General features: G+C 65.0%; 17 protein-coding genes and 1 tRNA gene. 11 read left to right on the top strand and 7 right to left on the bottom strand.

The window, feature by feature from the left end:
- The first annotated feature begins 87 nt into the window (after positions 1-87).
- From glmM to thiD, 3 genes are all read left to right on the top strand, one after another.
- The gene (glmM, locus tag SPHV1_RS15450) at positions 88-1,428 is read left to right on the top strand and encodes a phosphoglucosamine mutase (protein WP_054946930.1); all 1,341 of its coding nucleotides are present in this window, start codon (positions 88-90) and stop codon (positions 1,426-1,428) included.
- Entirely contained in the window at positions 1,428-1,655 is a 228-nt protein-coding gene (locus tag SPHV1_RS15445) for a DUF1272 domain-containing protein (RefSeq protein ID WP_054946929.1), read from the top strand. Before glmM ends, SPHV1_RS15445 begins: the two co-directional genes overlap by 1 nt.
- 115 nt (positions 1,656-1,770) lie before the next feature.
- The gene (gene thiD / locus SPHV1_RS15440; protein ID WP_054946928.1) at positions 1,771-2,517 is read left to right on the top strand and encodes a bifunctional hydroxymethylpyrimidine kinase/phosphomethylpyrimidine kinase; all 747 of its coding nucleotides are present in this window, start codon (positions 1,771-1,773) and stop codon (positions 2,515-2,517) included.
- A 24-nt stretch (positions 2,518-2,541) separates the two neighbouring features.
- Here thiD and SPHV1_RS15435 read toward each other — a convergent pair whose 3' ends face one another.
- Positions 2,542-3,417, bottom strand: coding sequence for an LOG family protein (locus SPHV1_RS15435; RefSeq protein ID WP_054946927.1), 876 nt, complete (start codon positions 3,415-3,417; stop codon positions 2,542-2,544).
- Positions 3,418-3,531: 114 nt separating this feature from the next.
- Between SPHV1_RS15435 and SPHV1_RS15430 the strand changes: the two genes are divergently transcribed.
- Positions 3,532-4,587, top strand: coding sequence for an LD-carboxypeptidase (locus tag SPHV1_RS15430; RefSeq protein ID WP_079731716.1), 1,056 nt, complete (start codon positions 3,532-3,534; stop codon positions 4,585-4,587).
- Between the two features lie 37 nt (positions 4,588-4,624).
- On the opposite strand, the gene SPHV1_RS15425 is transcribed toward SPHV1_RS15430, so the two are convergent.
- The gene (locus tag SPHV1_RS15425) at positions 4,625-4,966 is read right to left on the bottom strand and encodes a hypothetical protein (RefSeq protein ID WP_054946926.1); all 342 of its coding nucleotides are present in this window, start codon (positions 4,964-4,966) and stop codon (positions 4,625-4,627) included.
- 344 nt (positions 4,967-5,310) lie between these two features.
- Here SPHV1_RS15425 and SPHV1_RS15420 point away from each other — a divergent pair, with 344 nt between their 5' ends.
- Positions 5,311-7,059, top strand: a complete 1,749-nt coding sequence (locus tag SPHV1_RS15420; RefSeq protein WP_231634698.1) for a diguanylate cyclase — start codon at positions 5,311-5,313, stop codon at positions 7,057-7,059.
- Between the two features lie 600 nt (positions 7,060-7,659).
- On the opposite strand, the gene SPHV1_RS15415 is transcribed toward SPHV1_RS15420, so the two are convergent.
- The 4 genes from SPHV1_RS15415 to SPHV1_RS15400 all read right to left on the bottom strand — a co-directional run bounded on the left by SPHV1_RS15415 (position 7,660) and on the right by SPHV1_RS15400 (position 11,593).
- The gene (locus tag SPHV1_RS15415; protein ID WP_231634697.1) at positions 7,660-8,955 is read right to left on the bottom strand and encodes a lipopolysaccharide biosynthesis protein; all 1,296 of its coding nucleotides are present in this window, start codon (positions 8,953-8,955) and stop codon (positions 7,660-7,662) included.
- Between the two features lie 57 nt (positions 8,956-9,012).
- The gene (locus tag SPHV1_RS15410) at positions 9,013-10,206 is read right to left on the bottom strand and encodes a glycosyl transferase (protein ID WP_231634701.1); all 1,194 of its coding nucleotides are present in this window, start codon (positions 10,204-10,206) and stop codon (positions 9,013-9,015) included.
- A 438-nt stretch (positions 10,207-10,644) separates the two neighbouring features.
- Positions 10,645-10,718: transfer RNA gene (locus SPHV1_RS15405), tRNA-Gln, on the bottom strand.
- A gap of 71 nt (positions 10,719-10,789) precedes the next feature.
- On the bottom strand, positions 10,790-11,593 hold the full coding sequence (locus SPHV1_RS15400; RefSeq protein ID WP_054946923.1) for a crotonase/enoyl-CoA hydratase family protein: 804 nt from the start codon (positions 11,591-11,593) through the stop codon (positions 10,790-10,792).
- Between the two features lie 273 nt (positions 11,594-11,866).
- On the opposite strand from SPHV1_RS15400, the gene SPHV1_RS15395 reads away from it, so the two are divergent.
- Together SPHV1_RS15395 and SPHV1_RS15390 are read left to right on the top strand one after the other, a co-directional pair.
- Positions 11,867-13,180 carry a Ppx/GppA phosphatase family protein gene (locus SPHV1_RS15395; protein ID WP_054946922.1) on the top strand — a complete coding sequence of 438 codons (1,314 nt, stop codon included), beginning with the start codon at positions 11,867-11,869 and terminating at the stop codon, positions 13,178-13,180.
- Entirely contained in the window at positions 13,177-13,836 is a 660-nt protein-coding gene (locus tag SPHV1_RS15390; RefSeq protein WP_054946921.1) for an RlmE family RNA methyltransferase, read from the top strand. The genes SPHV1_RS15395 and SPHV1_RS15390 overlap by 4 nt, the downstream gene beginning before the upstream one ends.
- 273 nt (positions 13,837-14,109) lie before the next feature.
- On the opposite strand, the gene SPHV1_RS15385 is transcribed toward SPHV1_RS15390, so the two are convergent.
- Entirely contained in the window at positions 14,110-14,742 is a 633-nt protein-coding gene (locus SPHV1_RS15385) for a cytochrome c family protein (protein WP_054946920.1), read from the bottom strand.
- 119 nt (positions 14,743-14,861) lie between these two features.
- On the opposite strand from SPHV1_RS15385, the gene SPHV1_RS15380 reads away from it, so the two are divergent.
- From SPHV1_RS15380 to SPHV1_RS15365, 4 genes are all read left to right on the top strand, one after another.
- Positions 14,862-15,755: a prephenate dehydratase gene (locus SPHV1_RS15380; protein ID WP_054946919.1), complete on the top strand. Its 894-nt coding sequence runs from the start codon at positions 14,862-14,864 to the stop codon at positions 15,753-15,755.
- A 99-nt stretch (positions 15,756-15,854) separates the two neighbouring features.
- Positions 15,855-16,559: a hypothetical protein gene (locus tag SPHV1_RS15375; RefSeq protein WP_079731351.1), complete on the top strand. Its 705-nt coding sequence runs from the start codon at positions 15,855-15,857 to the stop codon at positions 16,557-16,559.
- Positions 16,556-17,893 carry a hypothetical protein gene (locus SPHV1_RS15370; RefSeq protein ID WP_054946918.1) on the top strand — a complete coding sequence of 446 codons (1,338 nt, stop codon included), beginning with the start codon at positions 16,556-16,558 and terminating at the stop codon, positions 17,891-17,893. The genes SPHV1_RS15375 and SPHV1_RS15370 overlap by 4 nt, the downstream gene beginning before the upstream one ends.
- A complete protein-coding gene (locus SPHV1_RS15365) occupies positions 17,890-18,864 on the top strand; it encodes a MoxR family ATPase (protein ID WP_054946917.1) in 975 nt (324 codons plus the stop codon). The genes SPHV1_RS15370 and SPHV1_RS15365 overlap by 4 nt, the downstream gene beginning before the upstream one ends.
- Positions 18,865-18,867: the final 3 nt, after the last annotated feature.

The following is an 18,867-nucleotide window of genomic DNA, read 5'->3' as shown; positions in this document are numbered from 1 at the left end:
CGGGCAACAGACATTAACGAAGTTGCGCGACATGGCAATTTGCCCGCAAGGGCAAGACCGACAACACAATTGATAGCGATCTTGAGCATGGGCAAGCAGTTCTTCGGCACCGACGGCATTCGCGGGCGCACCAACCAGGGGGCGATGACCGCCGCCACCGCCATGAAAGTGGGGCAGGCCGCAGGCAGCCGCTTTTTGCGCGGCGACCACCGGCACCGCGTGGTGATCGGCAAGGACACGCGCCTGTCCGGCTATATGCTCGAAAATGCGATGGTCGCCGGATTTACCAGCGTGGGCATGGACGTGGTCCTGCTCGGGCCGATGCCGACACCCGCGGTGGCCCTGCTCACGCGCGAACTGCGCGCCGATGTCGGGGTGATGATCTCGGCCAGCCACAACCCCTACCAGGATAACGGCATCAAGCTGTTCGGCCCGGATGGCTACAAGCTCTCCGACGAGGACGAACTGGCGATCGAGGCAATGCTCGGGCAGGACCTTGCGCTTGCCGATGCCGAGGATATCGGGCGGGCCCGCCGCATCGACGACGCGCGCGGGCGCTACATCCACGCAGTCAAGCGCTCGCTGCCCGAGGACATTCGCCTCGACGGGCTGAAGATCGCGATCGATTGCGCCAATGGTGCGGCCTACCAGGTCGCTCCTTCGGCCTTCTGGGAACTGGGCGCGGAAATCGTCGCGGTCGGGGTCAATCCCAATGGCAAGAACATCAACGCACGCTGCGGTTCGACCCATCCGGCGCTGTTGCAGGAAACGGTGGTTTCTTCCGGCGCGGACATCGGCATCGCGCTCGACGGCGATGCCGACCGCCTGATCGTCGTCGATGAGAAGGGCCAGACGGTCGACGGCGACCAGATCATGGCGCTGATCGGCAGCCAGTGGGCGGAACAGGGGCGCCTGACCGGCGGCGGCGTGGTGGCCACGGTCATGTCCAACCTCGGGCTCGAACGCTTCCTTCAGGGGCGCGGGCTGGATCTGGTGCGCACCAAGGTCGGCGACCGCCACGTCCTCGAGAAAATGCGCAGCGCTGACTACAATGTCGGCGGCGAACAGTCCGGACACATGATCCTGCTCGACCATGCGACCACCGGGGACGGCACCGTCGCTGCGCTTCAGGTGCTCGCCGCGCTGGTCAAGTCGGGCAAGCGGGCCAGCGAATTGCTGCACCTGTTCGACCCTGTGCCGCAGCTTTTGCGCAACGTGCGCTTCTCGGGCGGCAAGCCGCTGGAGGTCGACCGGGTCAAGGCCGCGATCGCCGATGCCGAAGCTTCGCTCGCGGGCAAGGGCCGGTTGGTGATTCGCCCATCGGGCACCGAGCCGGTGATCCGCGTGATGGCCGAAGGCGACGATGCCGGCGAAGTCGAGGCGGCAGTCGCCTCGATCTGCTCGGCCGTGGAAGAGGCGACCGTCTGATGACCCTCGAAATGCGCCCCGATTGCGAACGCTGCGGCACCGATCTGCCGGCAGAGGCGCCCGGCGCCTTCATCTGCAGCTTCGAATGCACTTTCTGCGCCGAATGCGCGGACGACCTCGATGACATGTGTCCCAACTGCGGCGGCGAGCTTACCGACCGTCCGACGCGGGCCAAAAAGCATCATGCGGCGCATCCCCCCTCGACGCAGAGGCGGTACAAGGCCTAAGGGAGATATTTCCCCCCGCAGGTGCAGCGACAGGCTCGGCACGCTCCGGGGCCTTGTGCAGACCCCGAACCGTTCGCCCTGAGCCTGCCTGTGGACGTGCGGTAGAGATTATCCGATGAAGCCAGCTCGTATCCTTGCCATTGCCGGTTCCGACAGCTCGGGCGGCGCAGGCATCCAGGCCGACATCAAGACGATCACCGTGCTGGGCGGCTATGGCATGACCGCGATCACCGCGATCACGGCGCAGAACACGCTCGGTGTCCAGGCTATCGAGGCACTTTCGCCCGAACTGGTCGCGGCGCAGATCGATGCGTGCATTACCGACATCGGTGTCGACGCGGTGAAGATCGGCATGCTGGGTTCGGCGAAGATTGCGGAACTGGTCGCAGATCGCCTGGAAGGGCTGGACGTGCCGGTGATCTTCGATCCGGTCATGGTCTCGACGAGCGGATCGACGCTGGCGGACAAGGAAACTGTAGCCGCGTTCGAACGGCTGATCCGCCTTGCTACGCTGACCACGCCGAACATCGGCGAACTGGCGGCACTTGGCGGGCCCGAGTCGATGGCATCGCGCGGCGCGGCCTATCTTGCGAAGGGCGGGGACGCCGAAGGCGAAACGGTCGAAGACCGGTTGATCGTGCCGGGCAGCGAGCCGGTCGTCTGGGAAGGATCGCGGATCGATACGCGCCACAACCACGGTACCGGCTGCACGATGTCCAGCGCCATCGCGACCTTTCTCGCGCAGGGCTCCACGCTTGAGGAAGCCATCGAGGACGCCCGCGACTTCGTGCGCGCGGCCCTGCTCAACGCGCCGGAATTCGGCGCGGGCAACGGACCGTTGGGACATCACGCGGTCCGCTGATCTCCGCTGGCTGCCGGCCGCCTGCTAGCCGCAGTCGAGGTCGTAGAATTCGCGGATCTTGGCCCAGCCGTCCTCTCCGGTTTCGCACCAGTGGAACAGGTCGAGGTCGCTGGCATTGATCGTGCCTTCCTCGGCCAGGGCCTCGAAATTGATGATCCGTTCCCAGAATTCGCGGCCATAGAGCAGGATCGGGATCGGCTTCATCTTGCCTGTCTGGATCAGCGTCAGCAGTTCCAGGAACTCGTCGAGCGTACCGAACCCGCCCGGGAACACCGCGACGGCGCGGGCGCGCAGCAGGAAGTGCATCTTGCGCAGCGCGAAATAGTGGAACTGGAAGGACAGGCGCGGCGTCACGTAGGGGTTGGGCGCCTGCTCGTGCGGCAGGACGATGTTCAGGCCCAGCGATTCGGCGCCGACGTCTGCTGCACCCCGGTTGGCCGCTTCCATGATCGACGGCCCGCCGCCCGAGCAGACGACGAACTGGCGCATGCCTTTTTCGACCACTGCGCACTTGCTGGCGAGCTGGGCGAGCTTGCGGGCCTCGTCATAGTACTTCGACTTGGCGACCAGCCGCTCGGCAATTTTCTTTTCCTGCTCGTTCCTCGCCTTCGCCAGCAGGGCGTCGCACTCGTCGGGCGCGGGGATGCGGGCCGATCCGTACATGACGAGAGTCGAGCCGATGTTCGCTTCTTCGAGCAACATTTCCGGCTTGAGCAGTTCCAGCTGGAAACGCACCGGCCGCAGCTCGTCGCGCAGCAGGAATTCGGTGTCCTGGAATGCCAGCCGATAGGCCGGGTTCTGAGTCTGCAGGGTGCCTTCCTGCTGGTCGGCGAAGGAGGCTTCCTGCTCCGCCTTGTAAAAGCGGCGGTCGGCTATCTTCTTTTCTTCTTCTTCGGTCATATGCCCTAGATGGAGGTTCGATCGGCTTCCGTCGAGAGAATAGCCGCATCATATTAAACTCTTGCGAACGGACGGGGACTCGCCTGCCCGGGCTGGTGCGGCTAGGCTTGCGCCATGACGATCACCGACCTTTCGCGGCGCGGCGCGCTGATGGGCCTAGGCGTTGCCGCCGCCACGCTCGCCGCCCCTGCCATGTCGGCAAGACCGGACAGGACGTCAGGCCCGCAAAAGCCGCCGCGTCTGCGTCAGGGGGACGTGCTGGGCCTCGTCGCTCCGGCCGGCTTCATCGGCGACCGCTTCGGGTTGGAGGAGATCGAGGAGGCCGTGCGGGCCATGGGGCTGGAGCCCAGGGCCGCGCCGCACATGCTGGATCGCGAAGGCTATCTCGCCGGATCGGACAAGAACCGCGCCAGTGACCTCATGGCGATGTTCGCCGACGACGGGGTGCGCGCGATCATGGCCGTGCGCGGCGGCTGGGGCTCTGCGCGGATCCTGCCCTGGCTCGATTTCGGCGCAATTGCCCGCACGCCCAAGCTGTTCGCCGGGTTCAGCGACAATACCGCGCTACACCTCGCCTTCGCCGCGCGGACCGGGGTGCCCGGCATTCATGGGCCGAACGCTTCGGCATCCTGGCCCCCGGCGGCGTGGGAGTCGTTCCGCGCGCTGGCTTTCGACGGGGCGACGCCGACATATGCCGTGCCGGGGCATGTCGGGCCCTACCTCGGCCGCCGCGGCGAGCGGGTGCGGACCTTCCGGGGCGGAAAGGCGCGCGGCCGGTTGATCGGTGGCAATCTTACCGTCCTCGCGGCTCTGGTGGGTACGCCCTACCTGCCCGACTTTGACGGTGCGATCCTGTTTCTGGAGGATACCAACGAGGCGGAGTACCGCATCGACCGGATGCTGACGCAGCTCGCCCTATCGGGCATTCTGGCAAAGGTCGCGGGCGTCGTCTTCGGGCAGTGCACCGGCTGCAGCAATCCCGATGGCGGCTATTCGAACTTCACGATCTACGAGGTGCTCGATCGCCAGTTCTCCGCACTGGGAGTGCCGGCTTTCCAGGGCGCTGCCATCGGTCATATCGCCGGGCAGGTGAGCGTGCCGGTCGGCGTCATGGCCGAGATCGACGCCGATGCAGGGACGATCGCGATCCTCGAACCGGCGGTGAGCTGAAAGCGTGCCGGGCAGCGCCGCGCGCTGTCTCCGGCGATCAGGCCGGCGCCGCCGCGCTGCGACCGAGGCCGAAACGTGCGACGAGATCGGAGAAGATCTGGCTGTCCAGCGGATCGGCGAATTCCAGACCGGCGCTGTGTTCGTTGGCCCAGGCGACGAAGGCCATCGCCGGACGGCATCCCGGCAGCGCGAGGCTTACGGCTTCATCGGCGCTGAGGCGGCCGATGCCTTCGACTTTCGCGCCGAAGCGCGTCAGGTCCTTGAGCAGCACCGTGCTGCTTACGAAGTCGCGACGGAACTTGGCCAGCATCTCGACCTGCTCGCGCGGTTCGCGGCGGTGGATCGGCGGTGATCCGAATTCAGGGTCGAGATAGGCCATTTCGATGCTCCGGCGTTCATGTTTCCGGCCATTAACTACGGTATCGCAGGGCGGAATTTCAGTCCGGAGGGGCCGAAAGAACGAATTTTCATCGCGATTAAGCATATCGCCTGGAGCGCGCCCTCACGATCTGCGGGCGCTCGGCAAGGAGGATGCGGTCTTGCAAAATTTTCACAATCGATTGCAAAATAAGTGAAATTTCGGCGGGCATTCCCATGTGTGACAAGTAAACACATCACGAATTCAGCGACTTACCATGTCGGCTTAACCCGCTGATAACCCTGTCCCGCCTATTTCTTCGACTCATGGGATGGGTGGCAAACACAATCGGGGCAGTCTTGTCGATGCGTGCGGCAGGCAGGGCGCTTGCGTCGGCCTGTCTCTATTTCGCACTGGCCGCGGTGACGATCCATCTCACCAGTCACGAGGGCAGCATCGCTACGGTCTGGCCCGCGAATGCCGTCGTGGTCGCCATGATGCTGCAGCGGCCGCGTTCGGAATGGTCGCTCTACCTGTTGGCCGCATTGCTGGGTAACGGTGCGGCGAACATGGCCATACGCGGGGCCGGGATCGGCTCGCTTATGCTCGGCATGTCCAACCTGCCGGAGATCCTGATAGCGGCATGGATGTTTCGCCGCATCGTCAGCGCGGACAATGCGTTGCTGCACGACAAGGGCTCGGTATACCGCTTCATCCTCGCGGCGGGCCTGATCGCGCCTGCTGCCAGCACCGGTTTCGGCGCGCTGACAGCCTACCTGATGTTCGACCAGCCGATCGGCGAATCGCTCGGTATCTGGTTTGCAGCCGATGCTCTTGGCCTGCTGATTTTCACGCCGTTCTTCCATTCCCTGATTGCGGGCCATTACGTCCAGTGCTTCCGTTCCAAGTCCGGGATCGAGCGACTCAAGACGGCGGCCCTGCAGGGATTGGTGGTCGCAGTCGCGGCGGGTGTCTTCGCACAGAGCACGTATCCGCTGCTGTTCGTGCCGGTTCTGCCTCTGATTCTCGTTACATTCCGGCTCGGCTGGCTGGGCACCAATCTGGCTGTCATGCTGATCGCCGCGATCGGCGCCTTGGCAACGATGCATGGCGTCGGACCGGTGTCTCTTGCCTCGGTTCACGGGTTCTGGGCCCAAGCAGGCTTCTTCCAGCTCTATCTCGCCTTTCTCCTGCTCACCAACATGCCCATCGCGGCCTCGCTCAATGAGCGCCGCATCCTGCTCGACAAGCTGGCAGAGCGTGAACGCGCGATCCACCTGCTGGCGGAGCGTTCCTCGGTCCTGCTCGTGAACTTCTCCCCGGCAGGGCGCTGTACCCAGGTCGCGGGCGATGCCTCCTCGATCTTCGGTCGTCCTGCGGCCGACCTTGTCGGCGAGGATATCCTCGACTTGCGGGAGGACTGCGCCGATGCGCTGATGAGCGCCCACGTCGAGGCGATCGACAACCCGCAGGGCAAGGCAGTCGCCGAAATTCCGCTGGGCAACGGGCGCTGGATCGAGGCGACCTTCACCGCATCCTATGACAGCGAGGGCCAGTTCGCAGGGTCCATCGCCACGATATTCGATGCCACGCGGCGCAAGCAGCGCGAGCGCGAACTGGCCGACGCAGCCCAGACCGATGAACTGACCGGCGTGCTCAACCGGGCCGGTTTCATGGAGCGCTTTCAGGCTGCCATTGCCGACAGGCCGGAAACCGGCCTCAGCCTTGCCCTGATCGACGTCGACCGGTTCAAGTCGATCAACGACGAACTTGGCCACCTGGTCGGCGACGCCGTTCTCAGGGAAATCGCCGCGCGCCTCGTCAGCGAAGTGCGCGAGACAGACGTGGTCGGGCGCCTCGGCGGTGACGAGTTCGTGCTGCTCCTGCGCACCGACAACAGCGAGGTGGCGCAAGGCATCTGCAAGCGTATCGTCGACCGGGTAGCGAGTGAAGCGGTGGACATGCGCTTCGGGCAGGAAGTCCGGACGCAGATCAGTTGCGGCCTCGTCTACCATATCGCCGGGCTGGGGGTGGAGGACATGATCCATAACGCCGACATGGCGCTCTACGCTGCCAAGCGCGCAGGCCGTAACCAGCTTCGGGTCGCGGCCTGACCCTCCCTGTAAACGGCTGAATTGTTCAGGAATGCGATCAGGTGACAGGTTCGTCTGACGAGCCGAAGTTGTGTCTCCGGAGCGCGCAGGATAGTGGGAAGTCGCTGCTCACGTTTCGGACGTTGCGCCTCGGGCCGTCCCCCCTTGGACTCCAATCCCGGCATGCAGGCAGGCAGCACCTTCCCCTTCCGACATCGCAGAATGCGTCTGGCAGAACGAAGGCCGCAACAGGCGTTCGCGCCCTTGCAGGCCGCGCAAAATCGAGGGGCAGCTGCGCAACTTGCGAAGGGTCCCGGCCCGGAATCAGAAAGGGCCGCTCCTTTCGGAGCGGCCCCCTGACCGGCCCTTTTGTTCCCGAACCTGTCCATGGACTTTGCCCTTACGGTGCATGTCGTGGTCTGGTTCGCGATCCTGGCAAGGGATGCCTTTCGCGGTCGATTTATAAATACGCCTCGCGAGTGAGTCGGGCAAGCCCCCATGCAGGGTAAGACATCATGAGTAGGTATCATCGCCAGGCTCCTCCCATGGAGCCGTGCGCGTTTGCCAAACTTCGGGGCGGTGGCCACCTGCATGATTTGGCGAAGACATGGATCGGCCGGACTATGCCGGTTTCGTCGCTTCTGCCGTGTTGGAATTCTTCGTTCGAAGAACACGATGATAGGCAAGCGCGGCCAACGCCATGTAGCTCGCAGCACTGCCCATGGCCACCGACCACGCGATGCGCTCCGCACCGAACCCCGGCAAGAGGAGTATCCCCGCGGCGAGGACCGCGACGCCCCCGATCCGCGCCGACAGGGCACGGCCCGCGCCTTCGCTAGAATGGAGGACTGGCTCGAAGGCTACGCTGGCCAGCTCGAAACTGCCTGCCACAGCCAGTGGAATGAGAATCCCGGCGCCTCTTGCGAAGGTCTCGCCGCCGATGAGCCTGAGAAGGTCGGCACCCAGAAAATACGCCAGCAGGGTCGTGGCTAGGCCAGCCACTGCCGCGATGGAGCTTGTCTGAAGCGCAAGGCGTCTGAAGACTTCGGTGCTGGCCGCAACTTTCACATGCGCGACCTCGGCATAGACCGAGCGGGTCAGCAGGGCAGACAGTTTCGCCATTGCCTGGGTCAGTTGATTGGCCAGACGATAAAGGCCCGCTGCGCTCGTTCCTACCAGGCCGCCGACCAGAAGCAGCGGCCCTTGGCGAAGCAGGGCATCGATCGTTCCGCCTGCGTGGGTCATCACGGAAAAGCGGACCAGTCCCGGATTGTCGGCGAGGGTCTGTCTCCAACTGCGCATGTGGCTCCATCTTACCGCTTCCGGGCACAGGTGGCGGGCCATCGCCCAGTACAGGGCGGCTTCGAGGAGATCGATGAATGCCCACGCGAAGAGGTATCGCGCTACCGTCGGGCCCAGCCACCAGATCAGCAATGCGGCGGTCAGTCTGCCGATCGGCACAACAGCTTCGACGTAAACCGCCTTGTCAAACCGGTTGAGGGCCCTGACGATCCCGGTCGGCGTGGAAACGAGCGCCCACAACATGGCGCAGGAAAACCAGAATGCCGTGTCGATGTAGGCAGGATTGAGCGCCAGCGTCGTAGCAAAGCCGTATATGGTGATGAAGGCGATGACACAGCCAAGCATTGCGCCTGCGGCGTCCATGAGCCCGCAAGCCATGGCAAGCCGTCCGAACCGGTTCCAGTCCTTGCGGTGAACGAACTCGGCGCCGTACCTGATCACCACACGCCATGTCTCGAAACCGGCCAGGGCAATCAATGCCTGAGCCGTGCCGAAAATCAGCGAAAAATGGCCGAAATCCTTCAGTCCCAAGGAACGGGTCAGGATTGCGAGATAGGCAATTCCGCAAACCGCGCTGAAGCCCTTGCCGCCCAGAAGCCAAGCCGTGTTGGCCAAGATTCGACTGAGAGGACTCCTAGTTCGAACCTCGGCGGTACTTGCTGTCATGGACGCTCATCTGAACGATAAGTCGCCATTCTGCAACTGGATCGCCGCTCCATCTGCCGCTCGGGGCGCCCGATCGGATTGGACACTTTGCTCGATGATGTCCGCCGCCCGTACGATCGGATCGACGGATGACAGGCTCGGTCTTCCGCGTTCATCCCACGCCAGGCCTTCCAGAGTGGCCTGCGCGCGTTTCATCTGTGCAGCCTTGAACCGGGCATGATCCCGAAAGGCCCGTGCGATCGCCCCGGGGATGTCGCATTCAGGCGCAACGACCTCGCCGAATTGCCACATCGCGAAATCGGCGCTGCCTTGCCATGCCACGTCGTGCGCGTTCACGAACAGGCACGGGCGGGGCTGGACGAGGAATTCATAAACCTGGCTGCTCACGTCTCCCAGGTACAGATCGGCCCCCAAGGTATACGTCATGTCTATCGACTGGCGCGAACCAAGATCGACGATGACCCGGCCCGGTTCTGCCAAGGCTTCCCAGTGTTTGCGTCGCGTCTCATCCCAGTGTGCTGCCAGGCGAACGTGCGGTGCAACGACAAGGTTGTAGCGATCGTCGCGCAGGATGGCCTCGACCAGACGATGAACGAAATCCCCTGCCGACGATAACCTGGTATTGAAATGCGGGTTATACAGAACGACCGGCCTGTCATCATGGAACAGCCGGGATCGTCTCGCCTGCATCTGGAGGCTTGCAGACACTTTGATTGGGCCTACGGCGTCGCAATTGTCCGGGCGGACCAGCCCCTCCGCCAGCAGCCTTTCCCTGTCCTTCTCGCCCGCCACCAGGACGCGATCGAAGTATCGGAAGCGCTTCTCAAATCCGACGGCGCGATCGCCGGCGCCGTGCGGGATATGGATGATGCTCGGGCATCGGCCAGGCAAGCGTTTCAAAAGGGTGGACGTGCGCTCGGCGCAGAGGATGGCGTCTCCGGCCCGAATTCGGTTCGCCCAGATCAGCAGGCGCGTGATCTTGTCCATACTCTGGGGCACGCGCCAACCGAATGGAGCGGGCAGGTCCATGCTCACGATTCTGGGCGGGGGAAACCCCAGGCTGGACGCGAGGTGCTCGATTTCGTCAGCTTCGTCAGCTTGTGGAACGAAGACCGAAACTTCGAAGGTTCCGCGGCGCTGCAGTTCGAATACCACAGGCAGGAAATGGGCGAATTGGTGTCGCCCGCCGATGGCCGGCACGTTCAAGCGCGGTTTCACTTCGATAAGACCTGGCGGTGCTGGAATTGAGGCGAAGATGCGATCGAACTGGCGAGGATCTTCCGGGGCCCGCGAATGTTCACGTGTCCATAGGCGCGGCATATGCGTCTTGATGCGAGTTCAGAGTCGCCTGCCATATTTCCCCTGATCAGTCGCATGCCTTGGCCAGAAACCTCTACCGCTTAAGCAGTTGGAGTCGCCGTTGTCCACTAATCCAGCCTGCGGTAGGCGGACGATTGGCGGAAATTTCCCGCTGACGGTGACAGCGAAGTGGGGCGCTACCTCCACAATATCATAAGCGTCGCGCGGATCGTCTGCCATGACGGTCGACCAAGTGCAGGTGCCACGGTGGGGCGCCGCGAAAGTCTTACCGCCGAGCCGGGCGGGAACATCGCGAATTAGCCAAAATGTCAGGAAAAGTGGATGCCCCGCGAGGATTCGAACCTCGATAGACGGAATCAGAATCCGTAGTCTTACCATTAGACGACGGGGCAACGAGGGGGCGCCTCTAGCTTGCAGGTCCGGAAGGGTCAAGACCTCAATTCAAGGAAATTTTCGGTCGGGCCTATTTGCCGGTGAACTGCGGCGGGCGCTTTTCGAGGAAAGCATCGATGGCTTCCTCGTAGTCGGCCGTTTCATGGGCGAGCGCCTGCATCGCTGCGGACATTTCCAGTACTTCGTTGAGGCGCATGTTCTGTGCATCGGTAAGCAGGCGCTTGGCCAGACGCAGCGATCGGGCCGGGTTTGCCGCGATCTTCCCGGCCAGCGCCATGGCCTCATCCATCAGGGATTCATGCGGGACGACGCGCGAAACGAGGCCCATCGCCTTGGCACTGTGCGCATCGAGCGTCTCGCCGGTGAAAAGCAGTTCGGCGGCATTGGCGAAGCCGACCGCGCGGGGCAGTGCCCAGGCACCGCCATCGCCCGGGATCAGGCCCATCTTGATGAACCCGGCAGAAAATCGCGCCTTTTCCGAGGCAATGCGCATATCGCAAAAGCACGCAAGGTCGTTGCCGAGGCCAATGGCGAAGCCGTTGACCGCGGCGATCATCGGGACCTCGCAGTCCTGGAAGGCGCGCGGAATGCGCTGCACGCCGCGGCGGTAATTGACGCGGGTGGCGGTGGGCGAATCGAGCCGGCCGATGCCCTTGCGGTCCTTCATTGCCTGCAGGTTGCCACCGGCCGAGAAGGCCTTGCCCGCGCCAGTGAGGATGCCGACGCTGATGTTATCGTCGGATCCCAGGTCCTCCAGCGCGGCGACGAAATCTGCGCAGTCCTCCAGCTCGCCGATCGCATTGAGCCTGTCGGGACGGTTCAAGGTCAGTACGGCAATGCGTCCTTTCTTCTCGATCTTGACGAAATCGCCCATGTTCAATCCTCTGCTCGTCGAATGCGGCACCCGAGCCCCATCGTCCGGTCGCGATGTTGGCAGAAGCGCGTGCTGCGCGCGATACCCCTTCTCGAAGCGCATCGCCTGTCGGAAGCATCCCTGGACAGGCCGGTCAGCGTGCCGGAGGCTGGCCCAGATCTGCCCGCGGCGACTGCCTCGGGGAAGCTCTCTTGCCCCTTTGGTTACGGCACGTTAGCATTGGCGTCAGGTGCCCGCCGGTTTGGCGGGAAGATATGAACGAGATTTGATACCATGGCGGAGCAAGATCCGCCGGCCGCGAAAGTCAAAGTGTCGGGTCGCCCGGGAAGGCGGCGAAAGGGACGTAAGGGCAAGTCACGCCCGAAAGTCGCCGGCACGGCCAAGGGGAAGGTGCGCCCACCGAGCGCACGCCAGCCCGAGGCAGGCGCAGCGCCGCGCGAAGAGAACGACAAGAACGAGCAGGCGTCATTGCGTCGGCAAACGGTGCGGCAGGTTTCCCAAAAGCCTCATCTCCAGCGTGCGTCCGGTCCCCGACCGGGCGGCGGGCGCCAGTCCTATGCCGCCATCGATCTGGGGACGAACAACTGCCGCCTGCTGATCGCCCGTCCTTCGGGCGAGAACTTCACCGTGATCGATGCCTTCAGCCGCGTCGTTCGCCTCGGTGAGGGGCTGGCCCAGTCCGGCCGGCTCTCCGACGAGGCGATGGACCGGACTCTGGCGGCCCTGCGCGTCTGTGCCGACAAGCTCATGCGGCGCAACGTCTATCTCGCGCGTTCGGTCGCCACCGAGGCCTGCCGCCGTGCCGAGAACGGGCCGGAATTCATCGAGCGGGTGCGTGAGGAGACCGGCATCGCCCTCGACATCATCAGCGCGCGCGAGGAAGCGCGGCTGGCGGTGCTGGGCTGCCATGTCCTGCTTGAATCGGGGCTGGGCCCGGCGATGATCTTTGACATCGGCGGCGGCTCGACCGAGCTTGTCCTGATCGAGAGCACCGGCACCGTGCCGCGCATTCTGGACTGGCAGAGCGTGCCCTGGGGCGTTGTCTCGCTGAGCGAGAGCTGTGGCCCGGAAGGCACGAGCGAGGCCGATCGGCTCAACCGCTATCGGCATATGCACGGCCTTGTGGCCGAGAGCTTCGCCGGATTTTCCGAGCGCATCTCGGGCGCGCGCAAGTCGGTTGCGGGTAGCGGAGAACTGCGCCTGCTGGGTACCAGCGGTACCGTGACGACGCTGGCGAGCGTGCACCTGCAACTGCCGCAGTACGACCGGCGAATGGTCGATGGCCTGATCGTCCCGGCCGAATCGATGCGCGAGATCAGCACGCGCCTTTCGACCATGGCCGTCGAGGATCGCCGCGAGCTTAACTGCATTGGCCGTGAGCGTGCCGATCTCGTCGTTGCGGGCTGCGCCATTCTCGAGGCTATCCTCGATCTCTGGCCGGCGGCACGCCTGGGCGTCGCCGATCGCGGCATTCGCGAAGGCATCCTGCGCAGCCTGATTGCATCCAATGGTCATGGCGGCCCCCACGCGGGGCAGGTCATTGCCGCAAGTGAAGGAAACGTACAGCAAGTGGAAACCGGTCGATGAGCCGTTCGGGACGCGATCCGGGCGAAAAGCTGCGTACGGCGAAGAAGCGCTCGACGAGTTCGGCACGCTGGCTGCAGCGCCAGATCAACGATCCGTACGTCAAGAAGGCGAAGGCCGACGGCTATCGCAGCCGTGCGGCCTACAAGCTGATCGAGCTCGACGAGAAGTTCGGCCTGTTCAAGGGGGTGACCCGCGCGGTCGACCTCGGCATCGCGCCGGGCGGATGGAGCCAGGTGCTGCGGCTCAAGTGCCCCAAGGCCAAGGTCGTGGGCATCGACCTCCTGCCCACCGATCCGATCGAGGGCGTGACGATCTTCCAGATGGACTTCATGGCCGACGAGGCCCCGGCGGCGCTGGAAGGTGCGCTGGACGGCGCGCCGGAACTGGTCCTGTCCGACATGGCGGCCAACACTGTCGGTCACAAGCAGACCGATCACCTGCGCACGATGGGGCTGGTCGAGACGGCAGCCGACTTCGCGATCCAGACGCTGGCGCCCGGCGGCACTTTCGTCGCCAAGGTCCTCGCAGGCGGTACCGATACTGAGTTGCTCAACCTGCTCAAGCGCCACTTCACCAGCGTCAAGCATGCCAAGCCGCCGGCAAGCCGCAAGGATTCGTCCGAGTGGTACGTCATCGCCAAGGGCTTCAAGGGCTAAGGCGGCCCCCTCTCGTCATCCCCGCGACCGCGGATACCCTGCCGTTCTGCGGGAGCCCGGCAAGGCAGCGAGCCTCCGGATCAGGTCCGGGGGGCGACGGTTGTGAGGATGAGGGGCAGTCTCACCGCAATCACTGCGAGGCGCGCCCGGTTAGGCGCTGCCGTGTTCGTTAGCTGATTTTCCGGAGTCCAAAGACGGAAACGGCCCGAAGGCGACTCGGTGACGCCTGCGGACCGCTTCCTGCCGGCAATGCCGGATTCGTCAAATTTGGGATTATTCGGCTGCTGCTGCTTCGCCTTCCGCGGGAGCAGCGGCTTCCGCGCCTTCTGCCGGAGCGGCAGCGGCGTCACCCGCGGCCGGAGCTGCCTCGGCGGCGGGGGCTGCGGGCAGCGGCAGGTTCGAGCCCTGCGTGTTCAGATAGGCGATGAGGTTCGCGCGGTCTTCCGGCTTGGAAAGGCCCGCGAAGGTCATCTTGGTGCCCGGCGCGAAGGCCTTGGGGCTCTTCAGCCAGTCGTTGAGCTTGTCGAAGTCCCACTCGCCGCCCACGCTCTTGAGCGCATCGGAGAATGCGAAACCGCCGACGCCTTTGCCGATGGCTTCGCCTACCACGCCGTGAAGGTTCGGGCCGATGCCGTTGGCACCGCCGGCATTGACCGTGTGGCACGAAGCGCACTTGGCGAAAGTCGCTTCACCCTTGGCGACATCGGCGCTGGCCAGAAGCGTTGCGATCGGCACTTCGCCGCCGCCTTCGCCTTCTTCCTGCACGCCCTCGATGGCGTATCCCATCGTCTCGGGACGATGCGGTTTGTCAGCCTTGAAATAGTGCGAGCTGATGGTCGTCAGGCCGAGCCCAACGATGCCTGCGAACAGCGTCCAGCCTGCAATGGTATTGAAACGATCGTCCATTCGAAGTTGCCCCGCCGGTGAATCTAGCCCATTCGGTTGCGCTGCGCTCTAGTGGCGGGCGTTGCTTAGTGCAAGAGCCATTGCGGATATCGCAGTTGCAGCCTAATCGCGCAGGCACCATGCATTCCTATCCCAAACCCGCCCTCGCCCTCGTGGCAGAGATGGAAGCCGCAGCGGCTTCGGACCCTTCGCGCGCCATGGCCCTGCAGGGCGCACCGGGCTGCAACGGACATCGTGCCGCCCTCGAATTCGACCCCGATTGCCTGCCGCTGCCCTGCTTTTCCTTCGAGGATGCGCTCGATGCGGTGAAGGAAGGAAAGGCCGAGCGGGCGATCATCCCGATCGAGAATTCGCAGCACGGGCGCGTCGCGGATATCCACTTCCTGCTGCCGGAAAGCGGGCTTTCTATCGTCGGCGAGTACTTCATGCCGATCCATCATGCGCTGATGGCGCTGGGCGACGGGCCCTTCAAGGCGGCCTACAGCCACCCGCAGGCGCTTGGGCAGTCGCGGCATTACCTGCGCGAGCGCGGGATCGTGCCGATGTCCTATGCCGATACGGCCGGTGCGGCCGCCTTCGTGCGCGAGCAGGGCGATGTGACCGCTTGCGCCGTGGCGCCCAAGCTGGCCGCCGAGCTCTATGGCCTCAAGATCATCGAGCAGAACGTCGAGGACGCTGAGGACAACACCACGCGATTCGTCGTGCTGGCGAAGGAACCGCTCGATCCGTTCTACCTCCAGGGCGAAACGGCGATGACGACCTTCATCTTCGAGGTGAAGAACATTCCTGCCGCGCTCTACAAGGCGCTGGGCGGCTTCGCCACGAACGGCGTCAACATGACCAAGCTGGAAAGCTACCAGATCGGGGCAAGCTTCGCCGCCACCACGTTCTATGCGGACATCGAAGGCGTACCGGGCGATCCGCGCGTCGACATGGCACTGCAGGAACTCGCCTTCCACTGCAAGTACGTGCGCCCGCTCGGCAGCTACCGGCAGGCCCGCGCGCGCGGCTGATCCTGCGCCGGTTGCGCCTGCGGCCAGTCGGATCGCGGTGCGGACTGAAAAATCGGGAATTTTCAGGTCCGCTTGCAGCATTATCACGAGGGCTACCGCTTGCGCGGCAGGGCGGCCCATGCCAATCAGGCCGACGTGACGGTTGGTGGGCCTCAGATTGCCGGTGCGGCCGCTGCCCGGGACGCCGCGAGCGACTGGGAGGCCGTGCGCGCCGCGTCCGACATCCAGTTCGCGCCGCTTCCCCCGATGCAGCAACCTCCCGTTTCCGAAGTGCCGGGCTGGCTGCGCGCCCTTTCCAGGCTGATGGAAGCCATCTTTGAACCCATCGGGCGCCTGCTGGGCATGTCCTGGCCGGTGTTCCAGTACGTCCTGATTGCACTGGCGGCGGCGATGGCGCTGTTGCTGCTCTGGCGGATTTTCGGTCCGGCCATGGCGGCCTGGCGCAATCGGCGCGGGCAGGAGGACGAAGCGGTCTGGGCGCCGAGCAGGGCCGAGGCGACTGCCCTGCTCGAGGATGCCGACCGGCTCGCCGCGCAAGGGCGCTTCGGTGAAGCCGCGCACCTCCTGCTCCAGCGCAGCGTCCACCAGATCAACCAGGCCCGGCCCGACTGGCTGATCCCGGCCAGCACCGCGCGCGAGATTTCCGTCCTGCCGATGTTGCCCGAGAGCGGTCGCCGCGCCTTCGCGACCATTGCCGACCGGGTGGAGCGCAGTCTGTTCGCCCTGCGCGACCTCGATGCGCAGGACTGGACGGCAGCCCGCGCCGCCTATGCCGATTTCGCCCGGCTGGAGCTGCGCGCATGAGCGGGGTCGCATTCGGTACGGGCCCGGTGGCCGGCACTGCCATACCCGTTGGCGCCAATCCGTTTTCCCGCCGCGCCGTCGTGGGCATCGTGCTCATCGGCTCGGCCCTGTTCATCGCGCTGCTGTGGATGATCGGGACCGGCAACGGCATGGGCACCGGCAACGACGGGCAGGCCCATGCGGCGGGCAAGGGCCTGAATGGCTATGCGGCCGTGGCCGACTTCCTCGACCGGCGTGGGTTTGCCGTGCGCAAGGTGAAGAACGAGGGCGCGCTTGCGAAGAAGGGGCTGCTGGTCCTGACCCCGCCGGCATTTGCCGAGGGTGAGGAGATCGACCGCATCGTCAGTGCCCGGCGCTACATCGGGCCGACGCTGGTGATCACGCCCAAGTGGATGGCAGGCCCCGTGGATCGCCAGCAGAAGGGCGCCCGGCGCGGCTGGGTTCGGATCATGGGAGCCTCGGGCCCCAATTGGCAGGGCTTTCTCGACGATGTCGGCGTCACCCTGTCGCCGATGGGCAAGGCCGGCGCGCCGGCGCGCTGGCATGGCATGGGCCTCGGCGGCGTGCTGCCCGAAGGCAAGCAGGTGCTTTCCGGGCAGGGTGAGCGGCTGGTCCCGCTGGTGGAAGGGCAGGATGGCCGGATCCTCGCGGCCATGCTCGACGACGGCGGCTACTATCCGGAGCTGGAAGACCACGCGCTTGCGCCGATGAAGACCGAGGTAGAGGACGACGACCTCTATCCGTTGGTGCTGGTGTTCGAACCGGACCTGCTCGACAATTACGGCATGGCGCGCCTGGAAAATGCGCGCCTTGCCGAGGCGCTGGTCCGGGCCGGCGGGATTTCGCCGGGCGATCCGGTGATCTTCGACATGACACTCAATGGCTTTGGCCAGTCGCGCAACCTGCTCACGCTCGCTTTCACGCCGCCGTTTCTTGCCGCCACCCTGTGCCTGCTGCTGGCCGCGACCATGATCGGCTGGCGCGCCTTCCTGCGCTTCGGGCCGCCAGCGAGCACGGAGCGGGCGATCGCTTTCGGCAAGCGGGCCCTCGTCAGCAATTCTGCCGGCCTTGTGCGCCGCGCCCGGCGCCTGCACCTGCTCGGCGGCCCCTATGCCGACCGTATCCGCGAGCGTCTCGTGCGTGGGCTTGGCCTGCCGCGCTACCTCGATACCGTTCACGCCGAAGAGGCCATCGACCGCGCCCTTGCCGCGCGCGATCCCGAGGCCGAACCCTTTTCCGTTCTTGCCGCGCGCCTCAAGCGGGCGCGCAAGGCCCCTGACCTCCTGAAAGCCGCGCGCGAACTCCATGCGCTCGAAAGGAAGCTGATCCGATGAGTGAGACCGAAACCCTCAGCCTGTCCGAAGTCGCGCATATCGCCGATGCGATACGCGAACAGGTCGGCAAGGCCATCGTCGGCCAGGTCGGGACCGTCGACCATATGCTGATCGCGCTGATGGCGCGTGGCCACGTCCTGCTCGAGGGCCCGCCGGGAACGGCGAAGACGTTCCTCGCCCAGTGCTTCGCGGCGACGCTGGGGCTGGACTTCGGACGGATACAGTTCACGCCGGACCTGATGCCGGGCGACATCCTCGGCTCCAACCTGTTCAACTTCCAGACCAGCCAGTTCACCCTCACCCACGGGCCGATCTTCTGCGACCTGCTGCTGGCCGACGAAATCAATCGCACTCCGCCCAAGACGCAGGCGGCCCTGCTCGAGGCGATGCAGGAGCGCCGCGTCACGCTGGACGGTGCCGCCCATGCCCTGCCGCCGCATTTCATGGTTGTCGCCACGCAGAACCCGATCGAGAGCCAGGGCGTCTATCCGCTGCCCGAGGCCCAGCTCGACCGCTTCCTGTTCAAGCTGTTGGTCGACTATCCCAGTGCCGAGGAGGAAATCCGCATCGTCGCGCGCTATGGCGAGAATCGCGGCGCGCTTTCGCCCGCGGAATTGGGCATCGAGGCCGTCGCATCGCCGCAGGTGCTTTCCGCCGCGACCCGCGCCGTGGCAGGTGTGACCCTCGCCGATAGCGTGACCGACTACATCGTGCGGCTCGTGCGCGCCACGCGTGACAGCGCCGACCTTGCCTGCGGGGCGAGCCCGCGTGCGGCAGTGCTGCTGGCCGGTGCGGCCCGCGCCCGCGCCGCGCTGGACGGCCGCGACTACGTGGTGCCGGACGACGTGAAGGCACTGGCGACCGGCGTGCTGCGCCACCGCCTGCTGCTCAGCCCCGCAGCGGAGATCGAGGGCAAGCAGGTCGAGGCGCTTGTCGCCCAGCTCGTCGAACAGACCGAGGCGCCGCGCTGAACC

Origin of the sequence: Novosphingobium sp. KN65.2, from assembly GCF_001368935.1 — a bacterium.
GTDB classification, from domain to species: Bacteria; Pseudomonadota; Alphaproteobacteria; order Sphingomonadales; family Sphingomonadaceae; genus Novosphingobium; species Novosphingobium mathurense.
The sequence above is the reverse complement of the archived record's forward strand: the minus strand, read 5'-3'. Positions and strand labels throughout refer to the sequence as shown.